We start from the raw sequence: 23,636 nt of genomic DNA, 5'->3' as shown, positions 1-23,636 counted from the left end.
CCTCTGGTTAAGGCTCTTCCGGATCGAAATAATAGCCTTGTCCGCGAAGGGTTTTTATTTTCGATTTCCCAAGCAGTCTTCTAAGCCGCGTTATGTAGACCTGAATCACATTATTCCCCGGGGACCTGTCGATATTGTATAAAAGATCCACAAGGTCATTCTGGGAGAACACTCTTCCGGGCGAACGCAAAAAACACTGAAGCAGGCGGAACTCAGTGGCCGTCAACCGATGGTCCTCACCTGTTGGGGTCGATAATGTCCTGCAGTCGTTATTCAACTGGTATCCACCAACCCCAATCTCGTTTGTAGAGCGCCCTTCTTTTCTTCGGATGATGGCGTTCAGTCTGGCCTGCAACTCTTCGAACTCAAAGGGCTTTGGCAGATAATCGTCAGCACCGGCATTTAAACCCTGAACTCTTTCCGACCAGTTTGACCTGGCCGTCAGGATAAGTATCGCATCATCTCGTCCGGTTTTGCGCCACTCCCGCATAAGCGACAGGCCATCTTTATCGGGCAATCCGATGTCGAGGACTATTCCCTCATACAAGCTTGTACCGACAAAAAAGTTGGCTTCTTCGGCGTTCTTTGCAATATCAACAGCATAATCAGATCTTTCAAGCCAGTTTGAGATTCTTTCTGCTAAGAAGGCATTATCTTCAACAATCAGAATTTTCATCTCGATCTCTCAAAACCGGTATTTGGCCGCGGCGGTTACTTTATATGCACCCAGGATAATTCATCAGGCTCCCTTGTTCGATTTTACCAGTCACGGCCCATACTTATCAGTCGACAAACGAAATTGATACAAATTATTTGCCAGGAAACCTCCGGGGAACCACTGATTACCACTCAGCCGCCCGGACTATGTCGGCGTTGAGGCATTGCTCAGCGACACGGAGGCGGGCCGACAGGCTTTCGGATTTAACGGTTACAGGCAGGAATCGTGTGGGAAACCGGAATCAAGGGACAGGTGCGGACCTGTGGGCGCTTACCCTGAATGATTTGCGGGCCTCCGCAGGATTGGAAAACAAAATCCGGAGCCATCGGCTTTTCTGGCGTCAGGCTCCAGTGTGCAGGCTACTCACTCCCGGGGCACGGAAAAACGGCCCTAAAAATCAGAAGAGGTACGCGCCGCCTATATTGAGCTCATTATAGTCGGAATCGTAAGTGTTCCCCTCTTTGTCGTTACGACGGAGGGCTTCGACATACACATAAAGGTTGTCAGAAACGTTATGCAATGCCTGGGCAGTGATGTTGGTGGATTCCCGCTTGCCATCACCGGCTCCGTCCACATCGTCTTTCTCCATCTCGTAAGACAGGGTGAAGCGCGATGCACCAATAGCGTAGATACCCTGGACACCAAACAGGTTCTCACCCAGGCCGGTACTGCCTGCCACTGTCCCATACGACTCGAAAGACGTAACAGGGTTGTCCCTGACCCCTTCTCCGACAGCGGCCACGGCCTCGTCGCCTTTCTGGGTTGAATAGAAGGCGTTCAGCGACAATGCGCTGTTGACAGTGTAATCCACCCGGGCGCCATAGGTGTTCTCGTTGTTCGCGGCACCGTCATTGGAGTCCATGGCAAGCACGAGGGCAAAGCGGTCGCGCTGATATTTTACCCCAAGCTGATACGGATACCTGTTCTGGCCATCACCGCGCTCGGTGCTCCCGTCAATCTGTACAACACCATGAAGGGTAAGCCCCCCGAAGCTCGGCGACACGTACTGAATCAGATCATCTTCACCGGTCGTCCAGTTGGCATAAAAATTGGACTGAGCCACTTCGTAATACCAGTTGCCGTAATCTCCGATTAACACCTCGTACTGAGAGTCATCCGAGCCGACCCATACCTCGCCGAAATCTCCCCGGATGCCGAAATACGCCTCATCGACTTGAATGGACGTATTCGAAGACTTTTCCGTCCCTTCCGTCGGCGAAAAACGTTGCAGCTCCAGCTTCCCGAAAGCCTCAACACCAGGCAGAATTTCGTGGCTGTGCCGGACCCCGAGCGTCGAGTATCCGTAGTCCGTCAACTGGCTTCTGCTACCCCCGAACCCTTCTTGATCGGCATTGGTATAAATCATCTGGACATTGCCATAGATTTCCGGCAGCGCATCCATGCGGGCAGCCAGCCTGGAAACTTCCGAACCGGTCTCCGGCACGACGTTGGCAGCAGATACCAATGCCGGAGCAACTGCCATTGATGCGGCAATGGCCGATGCAAGAGCTGTTTTTTTCATGTTGCGTCTTCCTTTTTTTGAGTTAACTCAGGTTTTAGCGACGGGTTCTTATCCCGATTTTATAAGGCCTCATCCCGCCAGGCGGGTGAGGCCGGTTCTGCATTACCCCTATGTCATTTTTTTGACACAGAGACAACTTTTCTTCTTTTTTTGAGAAAAACCATTCGCAATCGGATCTTTGCGGTTCAATCAGTTACAGGGCATTCTTAAAGCTCTGAATGATGAAGCAGTTTTAATACAACGATTCCCACTTTGCAAATTATTGGAGGTGCATTTTTAGTGCTTATGGCCCCAGAAACGCAGGTGTTTACGCTTTAAGGCGCTCACGGGCTCCGTGGCAGTTGCACATCAATTCCAAGGCCAGATTTACATTAACTCTTTATTATCAGATTGTTAAAGCCTCTGGGAAACAGACTACTGTTTGCACCCGCCGGTATTCGCCGGCATCTTTGCACCAGCAGGAATCGGGCGCGGAGCAGACGCCCAATACCAGTGCAAGCACTTATTCTGTTCCCTGCCCGCTCTCGAGCAGGAACGTCACCGGGCCGTCATTCACCAGACCGACTTTCATATCGGCACCGAATTTTCCCTCACCCACGTTTTCCGGCCCCAGCGCGGAAACAGCCTCTGCCACAAAGAGCCGGTATAGGGCGTTCGCCTCTTCAGGCCCGGCGGCAAGCGAAAACCCCGGTCGCGTACCGGATGAGGTATCGGCAGCCAGCGTAAACTGTGGAACAACAAGGAGGGAGCCCCCGACATCGAAGAGACTTCGGTTCATCCGGCCGGCGGCATCGGGAAAAACACGATACGTGAGAATTTTTCGGCACAGCTTCCGTGCTTCTCGCTCGCCATCGCCCTTCACAACACCCAGCAACAGCAGCAGGCCGGTTTCTATCGAGGCTATCTGCTCACCATCCACCGCAACACTGGCTTTCGAAACTCGCTGGATCAGTCCTTTCATTCAATTCTCTGAGGACGCATAAACAGGAGGAAATTAAATCCGGGCGAGAGTTTATCCACGGTAATGGCACGCCGCAACCCTCAAAAAGGATTCAGCCAGCACTTTTCTCAGTTTTCGCGATCACGGATTCAACGCCACGAATCAGCGCATCGACAATCGCCGGTTCAGAGGCGGAATGGCCAGCATCCCGAATGATCTGCAGCTCCGCCTCCGGCCAGGCCCTGCTGAGTGCGAGCGCATTTTCCAGCGGGCAGACCATATCGTAGCGACCATGGACAATAATGCCCGGAATCTCCGACAGTCTGCCCGCATCCCGCAGGATCTGATCAGGCTCTAGGAACGAGGAATTCATGAAATAGTGGCATTCGATACGGGCCAGGGCGATGGCAACATGGGGATGACCAAAATGCTCAACCACCCTCGGATTCGGATGCAGGGTTGCGCACCTCCCCTCCCACACAGACCAGGCCTTGGCGGCCTGAATCTGCTCCAGCTCGTTGCTGCTGGTGAGCCGCTGATAATAAGCGGCGACCAAGTCGCCACGCTCCGCCCCGGGAATCTGTGCCTCAAAGTCTGCCCAGTAGTCCGGGAACACCCGGCTTGCGCCATCCTGGTAAAACCAATGAATATCCCGGGGGCGACAGAGAAAGATGCCTCGCAAAACCAGCCCCAACACCCGCTCAGGGTGGGCCTGGGCATAGACCAGGCTCAGGGTCGAGCCCCAACTGCCACCGAACAGAAGCCATTTGTCGACACCAAGGAAGGAGCGCACAGCCTCCATATCTTCAACCAGCTTTCCCGTGCTGTTGCCTTCAAGTTCCGCCAGGGGCGTCGACCGGCCGGCACCACGCTGGTCCATCAGAATGATCCGGAAACGCTCGGCATCGAAGAAGCGCCGGTGGTAATCCTCACAGCCTCCGCCAGGCCCGCCGTGGACCACAAGAACCGGGATGCCATCCGGGTTGCCGCTTTCTTCAACATAGAGCTCGTGCGGCGCATCAACCGCAATACGGTGCTGGGCGTTGGGTTTGATTTCAGGGTAAAGGGTAAGCATGGGGCGCTCCGGAACAGGGTTATCCCGGAATTCTGGATGAAGATGGGGTCAGATGAAAGCTTTCATCTGACCCCACGGGAGGCTTCGAGCCGAGAGGTAAAATCGGGGGTCAGATGAACTTTTAGGCCCCGGGGTCAGAAGAAAGCTTTCTTCTGACCCCTTTTTCACTTTTCCAAGCGCCGGCTTACTTCTTATTCGCACGCTTGCGATCATTTTCGGTCAGAAATTTCTTCCGCAGGCGAATCGATTTCGGGGTCACTTCAACCAGTTCGTCGTCATCGATGAACTCCAGCGCCTGCTCAAGGGTGAACTTGATGGGCGGCACCAGCCCGATGACTTCATCCTTGCCGGAAGCTCGCATGTTGTCGAGCTTCTTGCCCTTGGTGGGGTTAACCACCAGATCATTGTCACGGCTGTGAATACCGCAAAGCTGGCCTTCGTAGATTTCCTGGCCCGGGTCCAGGAACAGCTTGCCACGGCTCTGCAGGGTTTCCAGAGAATAGGTCAGCGCTGTTCCGGTTGCCATGGAAACGAGGACACCATTCTGGCGACTGGTGACATCGCCAACCTTGATGGGGCCGTAATGACTGAAGGTCGAGGTCAGAATACCGGTACCCGAGGTCATGGTCAGGAAGGTATTGCGGAAACCGATCAGGCCCCGTGCCGGAATGGTGTACTCAAGACGCATCCGCCCCTTGCCATCCGGCACCATGTTGGTCAGGTCGCCTTTACGCAGCCCCATCTGCTCCATGATCGGGCCCTGGTGCTGCTCTTCAATGTCGACGATGACATTTTCATAGGGCTCCTGCTTGACGCCATCCACTTCACGAATGACAACTTCAGGCCGCCCGACCGCCAGCTCGAAGTTCTCGCGGCGCATATTCTCAATCAGCACTGACAGATGCAGTTCACCACGGCCGGATACCTTGAACTTGTCCGCCGAATCGCCTTCTTCAACGCGCAGCGCCACGTTGTGCAGCAACTCCTTTTCCAGACGCTCCTTGATGTTCCGGCTGGTAACGTACTTGCCTTCCCTGCCGGCGAAAGGCGAATCGTTTACCTGGAAGGTCATCGACACGGTCGGCTCATCCACCGTCAGTGCCGGCAGGGCCTCAACGTTGGCCTGGTCACACAGGGTATCGGAGATAAACAGCTCATCCATACCGCTCACGCAGACGATATCGCCAGCCTGTGCCTCATCCACTTCAACGCGCTGCAGGCCTGAGTGCCCCATGATCTTGAGGATTCGACCATTGCGCTTCTTGCCACTGGCACCAATCGCGGTCACCGGCGAATTGGTTTTGATCTTGCCGCGTGCGATGCGGCCAATACCGATCACGCCCAGGAAGCTGTTGTAGTCCAGCTGGGAGATCTGCATCTGGAACGGACCGTCCATATCGACGTTTGGTGCCGGCACATGATCAACGATCGCCTGGAACACGGCATCCATGTTGTCGTCCAGGTTTTCATGGTCCATGCCGGCAATGCCGTTGAGGGCACTGGCAAAAACAATGGGGAAGTCCAGTTGCTCGTCGGTCGCACCCAGGTTGTCGAACAGATCAAACACCTGGTCTACAACCCAGTCGGGCCGTGCACCGGGACGGTCAATCTTGTTGACCACGACAATCGGGCGCAGGCCGGCGGCAAACGCCTTCTGGGTCACAAAACGTGTTTGCGGCATCGGGCCATCAATGGAATCAACCACCAGCAACACACAATCAACCATGCTCATCACTCGCTCAACTTCGCCACCGAAGTCAGCGTGGCCCGGAGTATCAACGATGTTGATGTCGTAACCGTTCCATTTCAGGGCCGTGTTCTTGGCCAGAATGGTAATGCCACGCTCTTTTTCCTGGTCATTGGAATCCATGACCCGCTCGTTCTCCAGCTCTTTGCGATCCAGCGTGCCGGACTGACGCAGCAGCTTGTCTACGAGCGTGGTTTTACCATGGTCAACGTGGGCGATAATGGCGATATTACGAAGTTTTTCAATCACAAAAATAATCCTGCGGCATGCACTCAATGACCTGAGAGGGTCGTTCGCAGGGAAATCCCCACACATGCCGTCTCAAATCCGTAAAATGAACTCATTTACCGGAACTGGCTGCCCGGCACCCTGCATGGAGCTTTTCGATCCGGGATCTGAAAATGGCAGGGTGAAAATGAAGCGGCGCGTAGTATAGCGAAAAGTCTGTGTCGTTAATATGAAGAAAAACGCCTACCCTATTTAGGTTTAGGCGATGCTTTGCACTTATTTAGCGCACCCAGTCAATTAACGCACCAATTGTGTGCGCCAACAAAGCGCAAGAACCAGCCTGGTAAAAATGCCTTTGCCCTGAACATGCCCCAAACCCTGGCAGTTGCGCCGTTCTGGAGCATGCCCTGAAAATTGGCAAGCGCCTTGCTTTATCGAAAGCAGCCGAAATTTGCAGGTAAGACGCACTGGCATTTGCTAAGCTGCGCAGACCTGAGAAACAGATCGGAACTCAGTACTCTGAGCGATCCGGCACCACGAACATGAATACAGCCGCCTGTGCGGTATAACTTACGGAGCATGCACAATGTCCAAGACAGTTGATTTGATCAAAGAACACGAAGTCAAATGGGTTGACCTGCGCTTTACTGACAGCCGCGGTAAAGAGCAGCACGTGACGCTGCCCGCCACCGAAGTAGATGAAGACTTTTTCGCAGACGGCAAAATGTTTGACGGCTCCTCCATTGCCGGCTGGAAAGGCATCAACGAATCCGACATGATCCTGATGCCGGACGACGCGACCTCTGTACTCGATCCGTTCACTGAAGAAACCACCGTTAACATCACCTGCAACATCGTAGAGCCTTCTACCATGCAGGGTTATGAGCGCGATCCGCGCTCCGTTGCCCGTCGTGCCGAGGAATACCTGAAGTCCACCGGCATCGCCGATGGCGCCCTGTTCGGCCCGGAGCCGGAGTTCTTTGTCTTTGATTCCGTTAAATGGAGCGTCGACATGCAAGGCTCTTCATACCACATTCATTCTGAAGAGGCCGCCTGGGTATCCGGCGAAGACTTCGACCGCAACAACATCGGCCACCGCCCGGGGGTCAAAGGCGGCTATTTCCCGGTTCCGCCGGTTGACAGCCTGCATGATCTGCGTGGCGCCATGTGTGCGGCCATGGAATCCATGGGTCTGGAAATTGAAGTTCACCACCACGAAGTGGGCACTGCTGGCCAGTGTGAAATCGGCGTTGGCGCCAACACCCTGACCCGCAAGGCTGACGAAGTTCAAATCCTCAAGTACTGCGTACACAATGTGGCGCACGCTTATGGCAAAACAGCCACCTTCATGCCCAAGCCGGTAGTTGGTGATAACGGTTCCGGCATGCACGTACACATGTCACTGAGCAAAGACGGCAAAAACCTGTTCGCAGGCGACAGCTATGCCGGCCTGAGCGAAGCCGCCCTGTACTACGTTGGTGGTGTTATCAAGCACGCCAAGGCCATCAACGCCTTCACCAACCCGGCAACCAACAGCTACAAGCGCCTGGTTCCGGGCTACGAAGCACCGGTCATGCTGGCATACTCCGCCCGTAACCGTTCGGCCTCCATCCGAATCCCTTACGTGAACAGCCCGAAAGCGCGTCGTATTGAAGTTCGCTTCCCTGATCCGGCTGCCAACCCGTACCTGGCTTTCGCTGCCCTGATGATGGCCGGCCTGGACGGCATCCAGAACAAGATCCACCCTGGCGATGCCATGGACAAGGATCTGTACGATCTGCCCAAAGAAGAGGCCCTGAGCATTCCGAAGGTTGCCGAAACCCTGTCTGAAGCTCTGGATTGCCTGGAAGCGGACCACGAGTTCCTGACCCGCGGAGGCGTGTTCACTGAAGACATGATTGCCGGCTATATTGATCTGAAGCGCGGTGAAGTTGAGAAGCTGAACATGACCACTCATCCGGTTGAGTTCGAGCTGTACTACTCCTGCTAAAACCTCTCTCCAGAGAGTTAAAGAGCAGCAAAGCCCCGCCCCGTGCGGGGCTTTTTTTGTGCGCAAAAGCACATTGCCTGCAGCCCTTAACGATATGTAACCAACATCCCGCCCCACAGGCGTTGAAATGCCCCCGGGCGCCGCCGATAATCGGGAAAACCCAATGACAGGTGAGCTTATGAATCCGAAGTCTGGATTGGTTGCCGGCCTACTGTTTGCTCTGGCGGTCCCGGCCTCCGCCGAGGTCTACCGCAACGTCGATGCCTACGGCAACGTTACGTTCTCCGATGAGCCGAGCGAAGGCGCTGAAGCCGTAGAGGTCAAACCGGTTACTACGATCACTCTGCCGAAGCCCGAGGTGGTTCAGGAAACCAAGAAGCTTCGTGAAGAGGTTCAGAGGGAGGGTGCAGCGTACGAGAGCGTCTCCTTTGTGTATCCGGATAACGACCAGGCCTTCTACAGTGGTAGCGGTGATATCCAGTTCGAGGTTCGCAGCACGCCGGGCCTGCGGCCTGGTCACAAGTATGAAGTAACCCTTGATGGCCAGCCGGTTGGCCAGAGCACTTCCGGTTCGGTTACCGTCAGCAACGTCTATCGTGGCACCCACCAGGCCCGAGTGCACATCGTGGATGAAAACGGCGTACAGGTAAAAACCGGTACGTCCATTTCCTTCACCGTTCACCGCCCCTCCGTGGCAAACTAGCCAAACCACCCAACTATCCAGCTGCCCAAACTGCCCGCACCAGTTTGGTGCGGGCGCACCAGAAAAAAGCCATACTCTGACCAGCAACGGGGCGAATTTTCCGGGCTGGTCAAGGGCTTGTCCCCGTTTGCACCAGCTTACGGCACATTTCAACGCCGATACGGCCCTATGCCCGTACTTTGCCCACTCATTTCTGAACCTGGCGCAAAGTGGTTCGCTTTTTGCAAAACTCCAGAGGTCAAACTATGTCGAACCAACGGAAATCACGCATGGCACTGCCTTTGGCCCACGCAATCGGATACAGAAGCATTCTCGACAGCCTCACCACGGCTGTCCTGGTGCTGGAAGATAACCTGAACATACGATATCTCAATCCGTCCGCCGAAAGCCTGTTCGAAACCAGCATGACACGCAGCCACGGTCAGCCTTTCCGCGACATCCTTGTCGATTCCGAAGATGCCCTGAAAACATTGTTTGCCGCCGTGGACAACGGCCAGTCCTACACCCGCCGTGAGGCCGAATTCCTGTTAACCAGCGGCTTACGCCTCACCGTGGATTACTCAGTCACCCCAATCAGTCTGGATCCGACCGAATTACTGATCGAAATCCAGCCAAGGGACCGGCTACTGAGGATCAGCCGTGAAGAGGACATCATCTCCCAGCAGGAAACCACCCGCATTCTGGTCCGGGGTATGGCCCACGAGATCAAGAATCCGCTTGGGGGAATCCGTGGCGCCGCCCAGCTTCTGGACCGTGAGCTCAACAGCGAGGATCAGCGCGAGTACACCCGGGTAATCATTGATGAGGCTGACCGCCTGAGAAGCCTCGTAGACCGGATGCTAGGCCCGAACAAGGCACTCAAACTGGCACCGACGAACATCCATGAGGTGCTGGAACGGGTAGGCACCCTCCTGGAAGCCGAGAGCAAAGGCCGCCTCCATTTCAGCCGGGACTACGACCCCAGCATTCCCGAGTTCCGGGGCGACAAGGAGCAGCTGATTCAGGCGTTCCTGAACATTGCCCGCAATGCCATGGAGGCCGCCTTTGAAAACCAGGGCGGCCAAAGCCGCGAAGAGCCGCCAACCATTACCTTCCGGACCCGCACTCTGCGGCAGTTTACGATTGGCCATCGGCGCCATCGCCTGGTGTGCCGGATAGACGTTATAGATAACGGCCCGGGCATTCCGCCGGAGCTGCTGCAGAACATTTTCTATCCGATGATCAGCGGTCGTGCCAGCGGCACAGGCCTGGGCCTTTCCATTACCCAGAGCATCATCGGGCAACACCATGGACTGGTTGAATGCGAGAGCGAACCAGGACGAACCGACTTCATCATCTTCCTGCCCCTGGAGGACACCCCATGAGCCAACCGGCAAACGTCTGGATCATCGACGACGACCGCAGTATTCGCTGGGTGCTGGAGCGCGCCCTTAACCAGGCCGGTATGCAGCCCCGCGTTTTCGACAGTGGCGAAAGCATCATGATGCGGCTGGAACACGAGCAGCCGGATGCCATCGTCAGCGATATCCGGATGCCCGGCGTTGACGGCATCACCCTGCTTTCCCAGATCGTGGATGTCCATCCGGACGTGCCCGTGATCATCATGACCGCCCACTCTGACCTGGAAAGCGCCGTCACCAGTTACCAGACCGGGGCCTTTGAATATCTTCCCAAGCCGTTCGATGTGGACGATGCCGTGGCACTGGTCAAACGTGCTGTTGCCCACAGCCACGAAAAACGTGCCAGCGCCGAACCGCCGGCGGAAAGCGCCCAGCGCGCCGCCGAAATCATCGGTGAAGCGCCAGCGATGCAGGAAGTTTTCCGGGCCGTTGGCCGGCTGTCCCATTCCAACATCACCGTACTGATCAATGGCGAAAGCGGCACCGGCAAGGAACTGGTGGCCCAGGCGCTGCACAACCACAGCCCCCGAGCCAAACACCCGTTCATTGCCCTGAACATGGCCGCCATCCCGAAGGACCTGATTGAATCCGAACTGTTCGGCCACGAGAAAGGTGCTTTTACCGGCGCCGGTGCCGCCCGCCAGGGCCGCTTTGAACAAGCCAATGGCGGCACCCTGTTCCTGGATGAAATCGGGGACATGCCCGCCGATACCCAGACCCGCCTGCTGCGGGTACTGGCCGATGGCGAGTTCTATCGGGTTGGCGGCACCACCCCGATCAAGGTGGATGTCCGGATCATCGCCGCCACGCATCAGGACCTGGAAAAGCTGGTTCAGGCCGGCAGCTTCCGGGAAGACCTTTTCCACCGCCTCAACGTTATCCGCGTGCATCTGCCAAAACTCGCGGAACGGCGGGAAGACATCCCCCGGTTGATGCAGCACTTCCTGAAAAGGGCCGCCAAGGAACTGGCCGTGGAGCCGAAAATCCTGCGCCCCGAAGCGGAGGAATACCTCACCACCCTGCCCTGGCCCGGTAACGTCCGCCAGTTGGAGAACACCTGTCGGTGGCTGACTGTCATGGCCAGCGGCCGGGAAATCCACATTGATGACCTGCCCCCGGAACTGCTGCACCAGGCAGAGGCACCCGCCACCGGGGCTACCTGGCAGGAGGGCCTGAAAAACTGGGCGGAACAGGAGCTTAAACGGGGCAAGAAAGGCATTCTCGACAGCGCTGTTCCGGAGTTCGAGAGAATCATGATCGAAACCGCGCTGAAGCACACCGGCGGCCGGCGCCGGGATGCGTCAATCCTGCTGGGTTGGGGCCGGAATACGCTGACCCGGAAGATCAATGAACTGGGGATGGATCACCCGGAGCATGAGGACGATTGACGATTGGGGTCCTGAAAATGGGGTCAGATGAACTTTCATCTGACCCCATTTTTACCTTTTGATTCAGCGAACCTCCCGCCAATAGATGACCCGGTCGTGGCCCCGGTAGACGCCGAAGGTGGCGAGAGCGGATGGCGCTTCCAGTGTGCCGTCACCGTCGAAATCGCCGGTCAGCCAGAGCGGCACCGAGAATGTGACCGGGACGTTGCCTCTGTTTCCCTCGCCCGGTGCCGACAGCACCAGCCCACTTCCCGCCGGGGGCGCCCCTGCCGTCAACGAATCCGACACGCCCACTACGGAGGTGCTGCCTCCGGTTAGCGCCGTCTGGTCCAGCGCAACGTCTGTCCCGGTGGCATAGGTCCAGCAGCTGTCCGCGATGTTCGGAATGAAGCCGGCCACCGTGAAGTAGTAGGCCCCGAAGGGTATTTCCAGACCCGATGTCTCCGGCCCGTAGGCATTCTCCAGCTGCAACCGGCCATATCGCATTTCGAGTGGGAAAACCGGATCAATGGCAACCGGCAGCTGTGGCGAGCTGACGCCATCGGCATCAACCAGTTGCGACAATTCGATTCGGTAGTCCGGCGAAAACGGCGGTATCCGGCTTTGGACGTTTTTTTCATACACCAACTGATCGGACGAGGAAAACAGGTACTGCAACTGCCCCGGGGCGACAATCGTCAACGCAGGCGTGCTCAGACTGGCGGAAACAGACAACGGGTTGCCATCGGTATCCAGTGCGGAACGATCAGAACTACCCGGTAGACGGGACAGGCCACCGACTGACAGACGCTGGAAATCACCCAGGGTGTAATTCTGTGTTACCTCACCGTTGGCGTTTAACGGCTCTAGCGTAAGCAGCGGTTCCAGGCCAGACCGCCAGCTCAGGCTCTGGCCGGTGTAGGCAAAGGCCGTGGAGGACTCACAGAAAGGCTTCACTTCCCCCCGCTCTGATACGGTCACCCTGAAGCGGTCCGGAATAAAGCGACCAACGTAGCTGAGAGGATCGCCGACGACATCGGCCGTGCCAAGGTAATTGCCGCTGGTAAGGGACGGCGTGATGCGGATGATGCCGACTTCGGGCCACTGGAACCGGCCGCAGGCGGTTCCACCGGGAGCAGAGGCGCCAGAGCAATCCTCGCCGAACGAACCCAGGGCCCCGGATAGTGCCGGAGAATCCCCTCCCGCCGGCGCGACCAGCGAGGCATCGAGCTCAACCGCCTCCGCCGGTGTTTCTCTGCCAAAATTCGGCGTGACATTGCCACTGGCATTGACTGACGATACCCAGATCTCAAAATCGGTACCGGCGGCAACAAAGGTATTGCCATCCTGAACCGAGGTCGCCGCCGGGTTGCCCGGTACGTGCAACTCGAAGTGGTCCGGCCGTACAACGAATGTTCCATCTCCGGACATGACCAGACCGGCATCGTCGCCGGAGCCCTGGTAACGGGCATTCAGACGCAGGCGCCCCACGTCGGGGTAACGGATGTCCGCTGTCGCCACGCCATTTGCATCAAACCCCAGAGAGGAGGTCGCGCCCGGTGACCCCGGGACCGGATTTCCTTCGACAAACAGATCCAGGGTACCCGAGGCCGGATTGACGTAACTGAACCAGAGGGCAACCGCTTTGGTTTCGTTCGAAAAGGCGGGCACGCACTGCTCGGAAACATTATCTTTGCGAACCGCTGCAATACTGGCGGAAACCACGGTGTCGGAAACATGGTCGGGTACCGAAATATCGAAGCCCGTGTCGAAGAACGTCAGGTCACATTTGTCCGGTGCCAGACCGCCGGTTCCGTTGTCACACAATGTCTGGGAGAAGGCGATGGTGCCTGGATCGGAGCCGGGCACCCCAAGCGTCACGGTTGCCGGGCTGGTAACCCGCAGGGCGCGGGTGGCTGCACCATTGAGGGTAAAGGTATCGCCGCCGACCCAGGCTGACGGGGCCATGGTCACCTCAACGGGACCGGGAAACAGCTGGCTGCAATCGCCATTGGCGCAGGCGCGGATGGTAACCTCCGCCGGTTGACAGGTCAGTCCGCTGCCGCTGTGCTCCAGTTCGAAATGATCGACAAGCGCCTGCACCGCTCCGATTTTATCGGCACAGACCTGCAGGTTATCGAGTTCGTGAATATTGGTGGAACCGCCGGTGGACCCGGTCAGCGAGAGAAACAGGTTTTCCGGAATCTCCGGCTGACCACTCAGGGTTTCCTGAATCAGGGTCTGGAAGGTGTTTCCGGTACCTCGCCCGTTTCTCTCAACGGTAAGTTCAGGGGTCTTTCCGCCCCTCGAGTCAATCGTTATTCTGTATCGGTAGGGGTTATTATCATTGTTCGAATCGATCCCGGGAGACAACCCGCCCGAATCCGCGATGTAGGCATAGTCCGGTGCCGAACCACGCACAGCGACAGAATCGAGGGTGCGGCCAGTGTTGCCCCCTACCCGGCCTTCATTATTGTTGGAGAAGTTTCCGTACTCATCCAGACCAATTCCCAGCCAGCCGCCAGAGAACCCTCCACTGCCATCAGGCTCCTGGGCGTAGCCGAGTGATCCGCCGTAACCCCCGGCCTGGGGAGTGACCGAGGCATCGGAAAAAACCACGGCAAGGCCATCAGCGCCCGTTCCTCCGTACGCATAATAGTCGAACTCGATCTGAATCAGGTTGTCCGCTCCGGGAAACAGTCTCTGGTAGGTTGCGGCAGTCGCCTGATTGCCCACGGCCTCGGTCAGACGCAAGCGGCCACTGACAATTTGAGGTGTGAAGTTGCCGCTTGATCGGGTAGTCACCCAGTCGGGACCAAGACCTGAGCGGTTGAACTGGTCAGGCTCACAGGTAAAAGAGAGCGCTCTCAACACCACGTCGTCAATATGCCAGAAATCGTAGCCGTCTCCGCTTCCCCGCTGCTGCTGAAACCGAAACTGGAAAGCCGAATGGAAGGCACCGGAAGGTAACTCAAACTGCGTTGCCCCGCTTTGTCCTGGCGTCCCATCGCCCGCCAGGGACTCAATTTCGATCCACCGATTCCGATCATCCAGAAATTCAACAACCAGGTCTTCGTTTCTGTCCGGGTTTTCACTGAAGGCGTCATCACCACGCCGCCACCAATACTCAAGACTGCCCGAGGTTGAGCCGGAGAGATCAAAACTGGGTGAGGTCACCGAGACACCGCCACTACTGGTGAACAACGACAGGTTTCCACTGTTACTGGTTTGCCCGCCAATCCCCGCTTGGCCACCTCTGAACGGATCAACATCCCAGCCATCGCCGGCAAGCGTTCCGGAATCGAAGTCATCGCAGAACAACGCCGTGACGCCGCTGCAAAATGTCGTTGGCCGGATCAGGCGGCCGCTGCTATTCGCCTCAAAGGCGAACCAGCTCACAGCTTCCTCCAGACCGGTTCGCTCCGAATCGTTGACCTGATCCTCGTCGATGTGAACGGAAAAACCGGAAGGTGATAACTCACCACCACAAAAGCGAACCCAGCCACCATTGCGCCCCGCCATGGTATTGTGACTGACCACCACATCAGGGCCCGCAGCAAAGCCGCTCAGAGGATAGCCCTGACACTCATCCTCATGGCGGTCAACGTCCCGCCCGGCTGACTGTCCGGCGACATAAGGACGCCCGTTATTGACACCAGTCGCAGGCTCAACGGCAACCCAACCAATCACCTCTGCACCATGGCCGGATACCACCTCTGCCCCTTCAAGCGCCAGACTCATTGCCGATGCCCCCGGTCTCAAGCGAGTATCGTTCCCACTTCCCCAGGAGGACGATGTAATCCAGCCGGAGTCATTGAAGGTGTTGACAGCGTGAAGCACAACGGGTGACGAAGAAAAAGCCTGCTGGAAGGTTACCGTGTCAACCGCTCCCGAGTACCCTGCCGCCGACCGGACGGTTGAGGTGGACAGCCGGCCGGCTTCCAGAAGCGTACCATCGGGAAACTCCCAGACGCCCTCTTCCACCACCCAATACCGGATGGCCTCGGCCTGCCAGCCCCCAGGCGGCGGGCATTGGGCTCCTCCGGGCGCACTCGCACCAGCGCTCTCACAGGGACTCTGAACGCCGACCTGGAATCCCGCAGGGGACACATTCCGGACCCTGGCACTCAGGGAAAGGTCATTGTCATGGGATACCGGACCAACGATCACGACCGGGTTGGAATAGGTTTCCCGGAGCGTAACAGTCTCCCAGTTGCCCGCATCAATCGAACCGGAAACGATAACGGAACCTGTTTCGAAATAAGCGTCCTCACCCAGAGCTGCCGGCGCGAAAACCAGCGCCGTCATTGCAACGATGAGTCTGCAAACACTGTTCAAGGTTGTTGAGCTGCCCCTCTGCCTGCTACCCACGCGTCACCTCGGATTTGAGCTCGGCGTTTATCGACGATCCGGTCAGTCTCATCGCACACGTACCTCTACCGAGCGATTGGCCAGATCACTTCCGGAGCCACATTGCCCGTCGCTGCGCACCGTAAACACCGTCTCCTCAGCGGGCCCGCCATCAATGTCGGCAGACACCGAATTACAGAACATAGCGGACTCGCAGCCGCTCAGCCCGTTCGCCGAAAAGGTCACAGACCCCGTGACAGCACTGCAATCGCCCGCGGCGAGCACCTCGGCGACGGCGACCTGCGCGCCACTTTCCGCTGCGAAAAACGCCCGTTGGGACTGGATCTGGAGGCTTACGGATTCACTGCCTGCCTGCTGCAACTGCGCCATGCCAGCCACCAGCAGGGTCAGAACGGTAATGATGAAGAGCGCGATCGGCAGTCCCGCCCCTTGCTGCAACCTTGCCATGGAAGTTTCACGGAACATTTCGGACCTGCACCTCCTGGCTGATGGATGTTGTTTCACCCGAATCCGGACTCTCGAGACCGAAACTGAACGAAACGACCGCTCCCCGTTGAAGGCTCGGCGGCGTAACCCGGAACACCAGAGAATTACTGACCAGCTGTGCAGCCATCACCTCGCGCCCCGGAAAACTGCCAGGCAAACCGGACGCGGGCGAACTATTGATACCATAGTTCCTGTAACGGTAGAGAAAGCGCCCTTGCTGACACACTGATACCGGGTCTCCGACAATGTAGAACCGGCGCGCAGGGGATTTCGCCGCAAAGCGGTGAGTCGCCCCGCCGTTGAATGTTACCGTAACCGGCGGAGCTCCGGCAGGCATGCTCGCGGGCGGGGAGAGTGGCCCCGGGCTTCCCGGGCTATAGACATCGGATCCGTAGCCGTAAACCACAACCCTTCCCGTTGCCGAAGCTCCGCCAGGCAGTGGCACCGCTTCAAATGAGCCGGGCGATGGCCCCTGGGGAAGGCTCAGATAATTCGATGCCGCCTCAATCGGCATCCACTCCAGGCAGGTTCCTGAAGCATTGGTCCGAATGGACGTTGGCAGTGCCTCCCGTAGTTCACATAAAGTAGCGAACAATCCATTCAACTTGTTGCAAATATTGGTTTTTATCATAACGAAAGCCAAAACTGTTAAGTTAATCCCAATATTGTCAAATTTCTGGGCAGGTACTGTGGGAGTATTAGCCGCCAAGCGTAAAGAAAGAATCTTGACACTTTCAGCGACAGAACCTGATTAACTCAGGCGGCTCCAACACCCAAAATCAAAAAGGCGGGTATTGGAAGGCTGATTGTTTCTACCAAACATTGAATCGCATTTTAGCAAGATCTCGGCGAAATAAAATCCATTTCCCGCTCTTGCCATCAACTCTATGTCAAACCTTGGTATTTACACCCTTTTTCACGCCGTCACCGACTAAGAGCTCCTTAGGCCAAGGCGCCACCAGCAGCCAGCCGGCCAATTTGAGGTTTGAGATAGAGTTGCCTCAAATTACGCACGATTACGCGCCACATGCGTAATTAAGCAAACTATGCGTAATCCAGTTGTTTGCGAGCCTCTCTCACAAACCATATCTCGAAATAGTTTCATGAATCTGGTTGTTATTTTCTACTCAGCATCCTAAAAATATCGAGTGCTTTTGAACAGGTGTAATATAAATAGGGCTCCAGAATGCAAAGCCTTTCAAGCATCCGCCCCATTCTCTCAATAGAGTCTTCGCTGATTGGCATATACGCCAATTCTGTGCACCATTGACCTATATATTCTGCCCAACCATCTTTATCCTCAAAGGCTGCTCCTGCCACAGCACCTATTGCCAGATAGTTTTCGGGCTCAGAATCCACATCAATATAGTCCCGATATAGACGGCTTAAAATCGTCACCGACGCAGCAAGCTTTCTACTTCTAGTCATACAAGCAACCTGAGCCAGTCCGTTTAACACCTGATAGACAGAATCCTTGTCGTTAACCGCTGCTAATTTGTGCTGCGCACTTTCGAGCAGTGAAACAGCACGCTCCAAATAATCATCATCAATATTCCAAAAGGGCGCCGAATTCATCAAAACCCTAAAGGACTCCAGTGTAGCCTCACAGTCAATATGCTTAGCAAGCAAATTCGAGATTTCATCCGGAACAACCGCTGGTGCAGAGTTACCTTCCAATGGCCCAGGCAAGAACGAGTGCATATTCAATCGCGAACCAGACGTAAGCTCCTTTTGAAGATATTCAACCGCCTCACACTTATCGGGCTCTTGACACGCGACACTGACCCGCCCATACAGTTCATTAATAAATTGCTCTGAGGTTAAGTAAGTCGGCAGCCACCTTGGCTCTTCTATTAAATCGATAAAGCTTTGGCAGAAAAAGTAAAGCCCCCTTTGCTGAGAAGCCCACTGCTCAACTTTGTCAAAAGCAACGCCCTCTTCCAGCGCCACTTTAACAATTAAGGCTGACTGGGCGAATGAAGAAAGGCGCCGGTAGAATGGTGGCATTCCTTTGAATATCTGCAATCGCGCCAGTTCGCCATCAACAAAAACTGCCATTGAGCAAAACAGGCGCAGGTTATTTAACGTTTTGGCAGAAGATATGCATTCAAACAGCTTCTTAATAATCGCAGCTGATGTATCCTTGAATTTCAGTATGCCTACTTCGAGGCATGATATTAAAAGTATTGGGTGGCAGGATTCTATCGCCCGGCTTGCTATTGCGTGATACTGAACCTCATCAATAGGGCCATTGGAAACGACTGCTGATATAGACTTGTGAATGCACATCAAAAAATCATTCTCAGTCACTCCACTTTCTATTCTGCTGTCAAAATACTGTTTTAGCTCGACCTTACAGTACTCATCAATATTTTTACTCCCACAGCATTTCCCTACAAGCCTTTCGTAATAGCGAATATTATCTGGAACCAGCGTAGAAACTTTATTTGACGGGCCTTGAAACTCCTGTCGCAATAAGGCCTCAATGTGACTTGGCGAGTGCTCCAAATCAAGCAACAAATCTGACACATCATCATCACTGATCGTCGGTGTCGAAAGCACTGCCCGCCAACGGTCCAGCTCGTCTTTCGAAAGTGATTTGCCCTTCGCTTCTGTCTCAAATAGGCTTAACCGCCTGTCCACATCAGCACCAAGCGGCCAAAAACTATCATTAAGTATCTGCAAATCACCCTTAGTTAAAGAAAAGGCTGGACGTTCATCCGGATGATGGCGTAGAGACCAAGGATTGCCCTTAATATCCTCCAGAAAAAATTCTTCCTCGATATTTTCAAAAGCACTGCGAATAGCCTTAAAGAAAGCTTTTCTGGAAAAGGCTATATCGTTATCGACAAAATTAACCGTAACGTCTCTCGCAAGACCTAGTTCTTCTAATAGCTTAGAATCAGATAATAGTTCAGCCCTTACCAGGCTGGGGAATAAATTGATAACGTGGGAGGCCATATAAGCACGCATCGAATCGGAGTTAGCCATCCAGCTCTTCCTCCAATGTCGATTGGTCAGAAATGCTTTTAACCTGCTGTTTCATAGAGTCAACCACATTCTTAAAGCTCCACGGATCGAAATCCTTCAGCGGCCCCAGTACAAACTCACCCAACCAAGCTTTGTAGTCTTCCTTTTGCTTATCAGATACAGACTCCGGTGCAATCAACATGGAATTCACCTTTAAAACCTCACCTAAATAGGCCATCCCTCCATCGCCCCTTATTTGATGGGCTTGAGCCCACTCCCGATAGCCCATCAGTTCATAAAGCCAGCAAGATCTGGCACGGCTTAGTTCAAGTGGGATATCAACCGACCACTGGGCCCTTATGGCTTGTGCAATCGTTTTCATCGTTTCGTGTAGCCACTGGGCATCTCTTGGGAGTTGAACCAAGCCACTAATCCTGATCAAAAGCAGATTTTCTCTTATCAGTTTTAGCTGCTTAGTTGGCTTAAACTCACCATCTGCCATAACTGATTGATTTAGATGATATTCAAGCTCTTCAGCGGAAATGCTAACAAACTCAAACCCAAACTCCCGAAGTGATGTTCTGGCATCAAGCTTCTGTTCTTGAGAAATAAGCTCTTTATGGTGTAGCGTCTCGACAAAATCTAATGATGTAAAAATTGATACCGTTCTTTCATCAAATGTAATATTCCGATGCTTGTTCAAAAATCGATCATCTATCAAGGCTGTATCGCATATTTTAAGCGTCTCAAAAAGTTCTTCTGTTGGCCTGGCATAATTATTCTTAGGGGCAGCCACTTGGTCTTTATTTAACGGCATTTCAGCAAGGATCACTTTCCCAGATGTAAGCCCATTAGAAAATAGCTTCCTGATATTTTCTATTTTCGAATCTGCCTGTTCGATGATTGAATCGTAGTTTATCAGCGACCTATACCTATCACGCTCCCCCTTGAAGACATACACTTCGAATCCAGCATCACTGAGCTTGTCGAGCATTTCAACGGTCATCAAATAGGTGATTGACAGTGAATCGAGATACAATCTTGCACCACTTGCCACATCAAGATCGGCAGGCCACTCTTTCTCGTGTTGGCGTAGGTAATTTAAGGCTTTAACACACTGAGCTTCAGTGATCACAGACAGACCTTCGAGCTTTTTGACTAATTGTGAACATGAAATCAGACTGTGATGAAATGATGAAAGGTCAACTTCCTCCTCCCTGAAAGAGCCACCGACCTTATACACAGGCCAGGAACACACCACCAATGCCTGCGACTCATTTTTAGGACTTGCATGTGCCTCCTCAAGCATATACGCAAGCTCATCACCAATATCTAACGCCAGCTCCGGATTGTTGATCGTTTTAGGATGGAAAACGGAAATTCTGCCGTCAGATACCAGCCGCTCTAAATATTTTGCCTTTTCGATCTGGCTCGGCTGGTGAAAAGCAACTTTTTGCTTTTCTTCAAACAACCAGCGCATGAACGAGTGAGGGATAACAATTCTCTCGAAGCAATCAAACAAATAATGTAGTTGCCCTATATTCTCCATAACCAGCGCACTGGAGGCATCGATGGCAATCGTCTCACTATCAATAATCTGATCCGACCTAGCACCATGAAATATCGGGACTAAATTTTTTCGCCGTATATCTTTCGCGTTTTTGTTTTCCTGGGGCTGAACCAGATAAAAGTCAGACATCGTCCTGTTCAATAGCTCCGCCACTGTAAAAACAGGCGCATCACCATCAATATAGGCTTTATAGACCTTCTCATTTTTCTCCCTGGCTTCAGACATCATCTCTTTTAAGTCTTCTAATGATGCCCTATGCAATGGGCCATCGTCATTGGAGAGAACCATCGCTTTATTGAGCCACTCGGATGCTTTTTGATTGTCCTCCCAGCCCATCGTGGTCGCCGTAAAGTACGATGCCGCTAACACTTGAGGATCTTCAGTATATTTGCCAGTACAAAACTCTACTATTTGCCTTGCTCGACCTGGGGAAACGGCCTTAGCTAACTGGGCGGCCTGTAAAAGATCATCGGCCTTCAACTCCTCCCGGCTATTCCAGCTATCCTCCACAAAAACGCTAAGGGATTCCCAGTCACCACCGAATATAGATAAATTGATTTCAAGCGTTTTAAGACCAGGTAGTTGTGATTTAGATTGTCTCAACAGTGCAATCTGTTCATGAGCGCCACTTAGATCCCCCTTTCTAAATAGAGACCAAGCCCAGTGAGCCTGCAACCCCTCGCTTCTCTTAATGATGTCCATCCTATCTGACAGAAATTGATGCAGCTCAGAAAATTTTCCAAGCGAAGAGGCGGCATTACAGACTCTAATAGCATCAGATTCCTGGCCAGTGCGATCAAAAAGCTCCCGGCAATATGAGTAGTATCTATCCCCAAGATTTTCTCTTTCTAGCAAATTAACCAAATGAGAAAGGTCATTTGTAGCTTTACTTTGTTGAAATTGGCTTATGGCTAATGCAACTGGATCTTCACCCTTGACTGACTCAATAATATTTTTCAGATTCCTTACTTCATCTTCTGGCGCCCCCGAACCCTCCATATTTTGTAGGAGCTGTTCTGCATCATCCACCAGCCCTGATCGCGCCAATGCCTCTATTTCAAACATATTAATGGCAATGGGATTAACGGCTCTTTCCATTTGGGTCCTGTGGCGAACGATATACTCCGCCACTGCCGAGGCTGGTTTTTTTGTTTGTGCCAATACAAACCTAGCTAAACCAAGAATTGGATCATTATCATAGCTTAGTGCCGTTTGCCTATTGACTTCCTTTTCAATTGACTCAAAATCAATATCAATTCCAAACGCGAATGCCAATGGCAAATACTCAAGCGTTTTTTGAGTGTAATTAACGAAGTAGCTCTGAAGTTGAACCTTTGCCTGCTCATGTGTTTCACTGTTTCTAAGCTCTAACCACAGCTCATAGTTATCTGCCATATTCGCGACATCTTCAGCACCAAGACGCCTCGCCAGTTCCGAACAAACTTTAAACAGCTCGACAGCGCGATTTCTAAGCAATATAGAGTCAGAATCATCTGCCAGCGGAAATCGCTCTGCCGCTAATGGAACAGAATTCATTACGATTTCGCGAAGTTCAGTGGCCTTAATTGCATTTACTAAAAATGTGAATGCAGAAATCTGAGCCAGCGCTGGCGATATAGACAGGGATTCATCGCCTATTGCCTGCACAAAATTTAAAGCCTTTTCCCATCGATGTTCTGACAGCAATGCAGAAACTAAAACGACTTTTCCATCATTATCTAGGTCCTGAACACTTAAACCTGCACCGTCAAGCCAGTCAAAAGCAGCTTCGTTTCCCTCTACTGTTTTTTTAATCATGAAGAAGGCGGCATAATTAGATGGGCTACTTGCCTTAAGCAAACCAGACGCCGCATCTACATTTTTTGACCCAATCGCGTCAATAAAGGCCTGAGCTATTTCTGCCTCTTCCGTTTGGCATAGCTTTTTAGAGGCTGATAACCAGCTTTTCGCCTGATCAACTTTTTCCCCCACGCACAAGTATCTTGCCAGTAGCGCTAGTGCCTTGGCTTTTGCTTGAGGGGTACCGCCAGACAGTTCACCGCCAATAATGCTTTCTGCTAAAGCCGTCGCCTTCTCTTCCTTAGGAAAGGAACCGAAAAATCGCAGTAAGGTAATTTCGCGAGCTAGTTCTTCTATTTTTTCGTCTTGAAGGTGTTGAGCTGTAAATCCTGCGCTCCGAATTTTATCAACTATCAAATCTGCTGTTTGTTTTGGATGATCCTTGGCAACATCCAGTAGCTTTCTTTCGCTATCCTGACGCATTGATTTAATTTGAAGCCAAACTTCAATAAAATAAATCAAAATACTAAAACCGATTAGCACCCAGCCAGTTATATACATTGGAGTTGATATTGGCTCGCTATATTCTGGAAGGACTTTCTGATTACTCAAAAACCAATTTAGAATATCCAGCCACAAAGGAGGATTGAGGATACCTATTCCTGCCAACAACAGCGGCACACTTAGTGCCTTCGCCAATGAAGGTCTAAACAGCGCAACCAAAAATTTTATGTTTTTCCGCACAACATCCCAATCAATATTCATAACAA

Annotated in this window: 13 protein-coding genes; 4 read left to right on the top strand and 9 right to left on the bottom strand. The window is 53.5% G+C overall.

Features of this window, described 5'->3' with window-relative positions; genetic code table 11:
- Positions 1-7 precede the first annotated feature (7 nt).
- The 5 genes from D0851_RS15920 to typA all read right to left on the bottom strand — a co-directional run bounded on the left by D0851_RS15920 (position 8) and on the right by typA (position 6,251).
- On the bottom strand, positions 8-676 hold the full coding sequence (locus D0851_RS15920; protein ID WP_117619500.1) for a response regulator transcription factor: 669 nt from the start codon (positions 674-676) through the stop codon (positions 8-10).
- Positions 677-1,115: 439 nt separating this feature from the next.
- Positions 1,116-2,240: a porin gene (locus tag D0851_RS15915; protein ID WP_117619499.1), complete on the bottom strand. Its 1,125-nt coding sequence runs from the start codon at positions 2,238-2,240 to the stop codon at positions 1,116-1,118.
- Between the two features lie 502 nt (positions 2,241-2,742).
- A complete protein-coding gene (gene dtd, locus D0851_RS15910) occupies positions 2,743-3,201 on the bottom strand; it encodes a D-aminoacyl-tRNA deacylase (RefSeq protein WP_117619498.1) in 459 nt (152 codons plus the stop codon).
- 91 nt (positions 3,202-3,292) lie between these two features.
- Positions 3,293-4,255: a prolyl aminopeptidase gene (gene pip / locus D0851_RS15905; RefSeq protein WP_117619497.1), complete on the bottom strand. Its 963-nt coding sequence runs from the start codon at positions 4,253-4,255 to the stop codon at positions 3,293-3,295.
- Between the two features lie 184 nt (positions 4,256-4,439).
- Entirely contained in the window at positions 4,440-6,251 is a 1,812-nt protein-coding gene (typA, locus tag D0851_RS15900) for a translational GTPase TypA (RefSeq protein ID WP_117619496.1), read from the bottom strand.
- Positions 6,252-6,816: 565 nt separating this feature from the next.
- Here typA and glnA point away from each other — a divergent pair.
- The 4 genes from glnA (at position 6,817) to ntrC (ending at position 11,711) form a co-directional block, all read left to right on the top strand.
- Complete coding sequence (glnA, locus tag D0851_RS15895; protein ID WP_117619495.1) at positions 6,817-8,220, top strand: glutamate--ammonia ligase; 1,404 nt, start codon at positions 6,817-6,819, stop codon at positions 8,218-8,220.
- Positions 8,221-8,398: 178 nt separating this feature from the next.
- Entirely contained in the window at positions 8,399-8,923 is a 525-nt protein-coding gene (locus D0851_RS15890) for a DUF4124 domain-containing protein (RefSeq protein ID WP_117620436.1), read from the top strand.
- A 269-nt stretch (positions 8,924-9,192) separates the two neighbouring features.
- On the top strand, positions 9,193-10,287 hold the full coding sequence (gene glnL / locus D0851_RS15885; RefSeq protein ID WP_117619494.1) for a nitrogen regulation protein NR(II): 1,095 nt from the start codon (positions 9,193-9,195) through the stop codon (positions 10,285-10,287).
- A complete protein-coding gene (gene ntrC, locus D0851_RS15880) occupies positions 10,284-11,711 on the top strand; it encodes a nitrogen regulation protein NR(I) (RefSeq protein WP_117619493.1) in 1,428 nt (475 codons plus the stop codon). The genes glnL and ntrC overlap by 4 nt, the downstream gene beginning before the upstream one ends.
- Before the next feature lie 63 nt (positions 11,712-11,774).
- Here ntrC and D0851_RS15875 read toward each other — a convergent pair whose 3' ends face one another.
- The 4 genes from D0851_RS15875 to D0851_RS15850 all read right to left on the bottom strand — a co-directional run bounded on the left by D0851_RS15875 (position 11,775) and on the right by D0851_RS15850 (position 23,631).
- Positions 11,775-15,998 carry a DUF6701 domain-containing protein gene (locus D0851_RS15875; protein ID WP_117619492.1) on the bottom strand — a complete coding sequence of 1,408 codons (4,224 nt, stop codon included), beginning with the start codon at positions 15,996-15,998 and terminating at the stop codon, positions 11,775-11,777.
- A 111-nt stretch (positions 15,999-16,109) separates the two neighbouring features.
- Positions 16,110-16,526 carry a hypothetical protein gene (locus D0851_RS15870; protein WP_117619491.1) on the bottom strand — a complete coding sequence of 139 codons (417 nt, stop codon included), beginning with the start codon at positions 16,524-16,526 and terminating at the stop codon, positions 16,110-16,112.
- A gap of 1,137 nt (positions 16,527-17,663) precedes the next feature.
- Positions 17,664-19,538 carry a hypothetical protein gene (locus D0851_RS15855; RefSeq protein ID WP_117619489.1) on the bottom strand — a complete coding sequence of 625 codons (1,875 nt, stop codon included), beginning with the start codon at positions 19,536-19,538 and terminating at the stop codon, positions 17,664-17,666.
- Entirely contained in the window at positions 19,531-23,631 is a 4,101-nt protein-coding gene (locus D0851_RS15850; protein ID WP_117619488.1) for a PIN domain-containing protein, read from the bottom strand. The genes D0851_RS15855 and D0851_RS15850 overlap by 8 nt, the downstream gene beginning before the upstream one ends.
- Positions 23,632-23,636: the final 5 nt, after the last annotated feature.

It is taken from the genome of Marinobacter sp. Arc7-DN-1 (genome assembly GCF_003441595.1).
Taxonomy (GTDB): domain Bacteria; phylum Pseudomonadota; class Gammaproteobacteria; order Pseudomonadales; family Oleiphilaceae; genus Marinobacter; species Marinobacter metalliresistant.
Note: the sequence above shows the minus strand (reverse complement) of the source record. Positions and strands in the feature narration are given on the sequence as shown.

What these genes read in the sequence shown, in the direction of transcription:
- glnA (WP_117619495.1), top strand. Translation starts at nt 6,817, where the DNA reads ATGTCCAAGACAGTTGATTTGATCAAAGAACACGAAGTCAAATGGGTT.
- D0851_RS15920 (WP_117619500.1), bottom strand. Translation starts at nt 676, where the DNA reads ATGAAAATTCTGATTGTTGAAGATAATGCCTTCTTAGCAGAAAGAATC.
- D0851_RS15855 (WP_117619489.1), bottom strand. Translation starts at nt 19,538, where the DNA reads ATGGCTAACTCCGATTCGATGCGTGCTTATATGGCCTCCCACGTTATC.
- D0851_RS15915 (WP_117619499.1), bottom strand. Translation starts at nt 2,240, where the DNA reads ATGAAAAAAACAGCTCTTGCATCGGCCATTGCCGCATCAATGGCAGTT.
- glnL (WP_117619494.1), top strand. Translation starts at nt 9,193, where the DNA reads ATGGCACTGCCTTTGGCCCACGCAATCGGATACAGAAGCATTCTCGAC.
- dtd (WP_117619498.1), bottom strand. Translation starts at nt 3,201, where the DNA reads ATGAAAGGACTGATCCAGCGAGTTTCGAAAGCCAGTGTTGCGGTGGAT.
- D0851_RS15875 (WP_117619492.1), bottom strand. Translation starts at nt 15,998, where the DNA reads ATGACGGCGCTGGTTTTCGCGCCGGCAGCTCTGGGTGAGGACGCTTAT.
- D0851_RS15870 (WP_117619491.1), bottom strand. Translation starts at nt 16,526, where the DNA reads ATGTTCCGTGAAACTTCCATGGCAAGGTTGCAGCAAGGGGCGGGACTG.
- D0851_RS15890 (WP_117620436.1), top strand. Translation starts at nt 8,399, where the DNA reads ATGAATCCGAAGTCTGGATTGGTTGCCGGCCTACTGTTTGCTCTGGCG.
- ntrC (WP_117619493.1), top strand. Translation starts at nt 10,284, where the DNA reads ATGAGCCAACCGGCAAACGTCTGGATCATCGACGACGACCGCAGTATT.
- D0851_RS15850 (WP_117619488.1), bottom strand. Translation starts at nt 23,631, where the DNA reads ATGAATATTGATTGGGATGTTGTGCGGAAAAACATAAAATTTTTGGTT.
- pip (WP_117619497.1), bottom strand. Translation starts at nt 4,255, where the DNA reads ATGCTTACCCTTTACCCTGAAATCAAACCCAACGCCCAGCACCGTATT.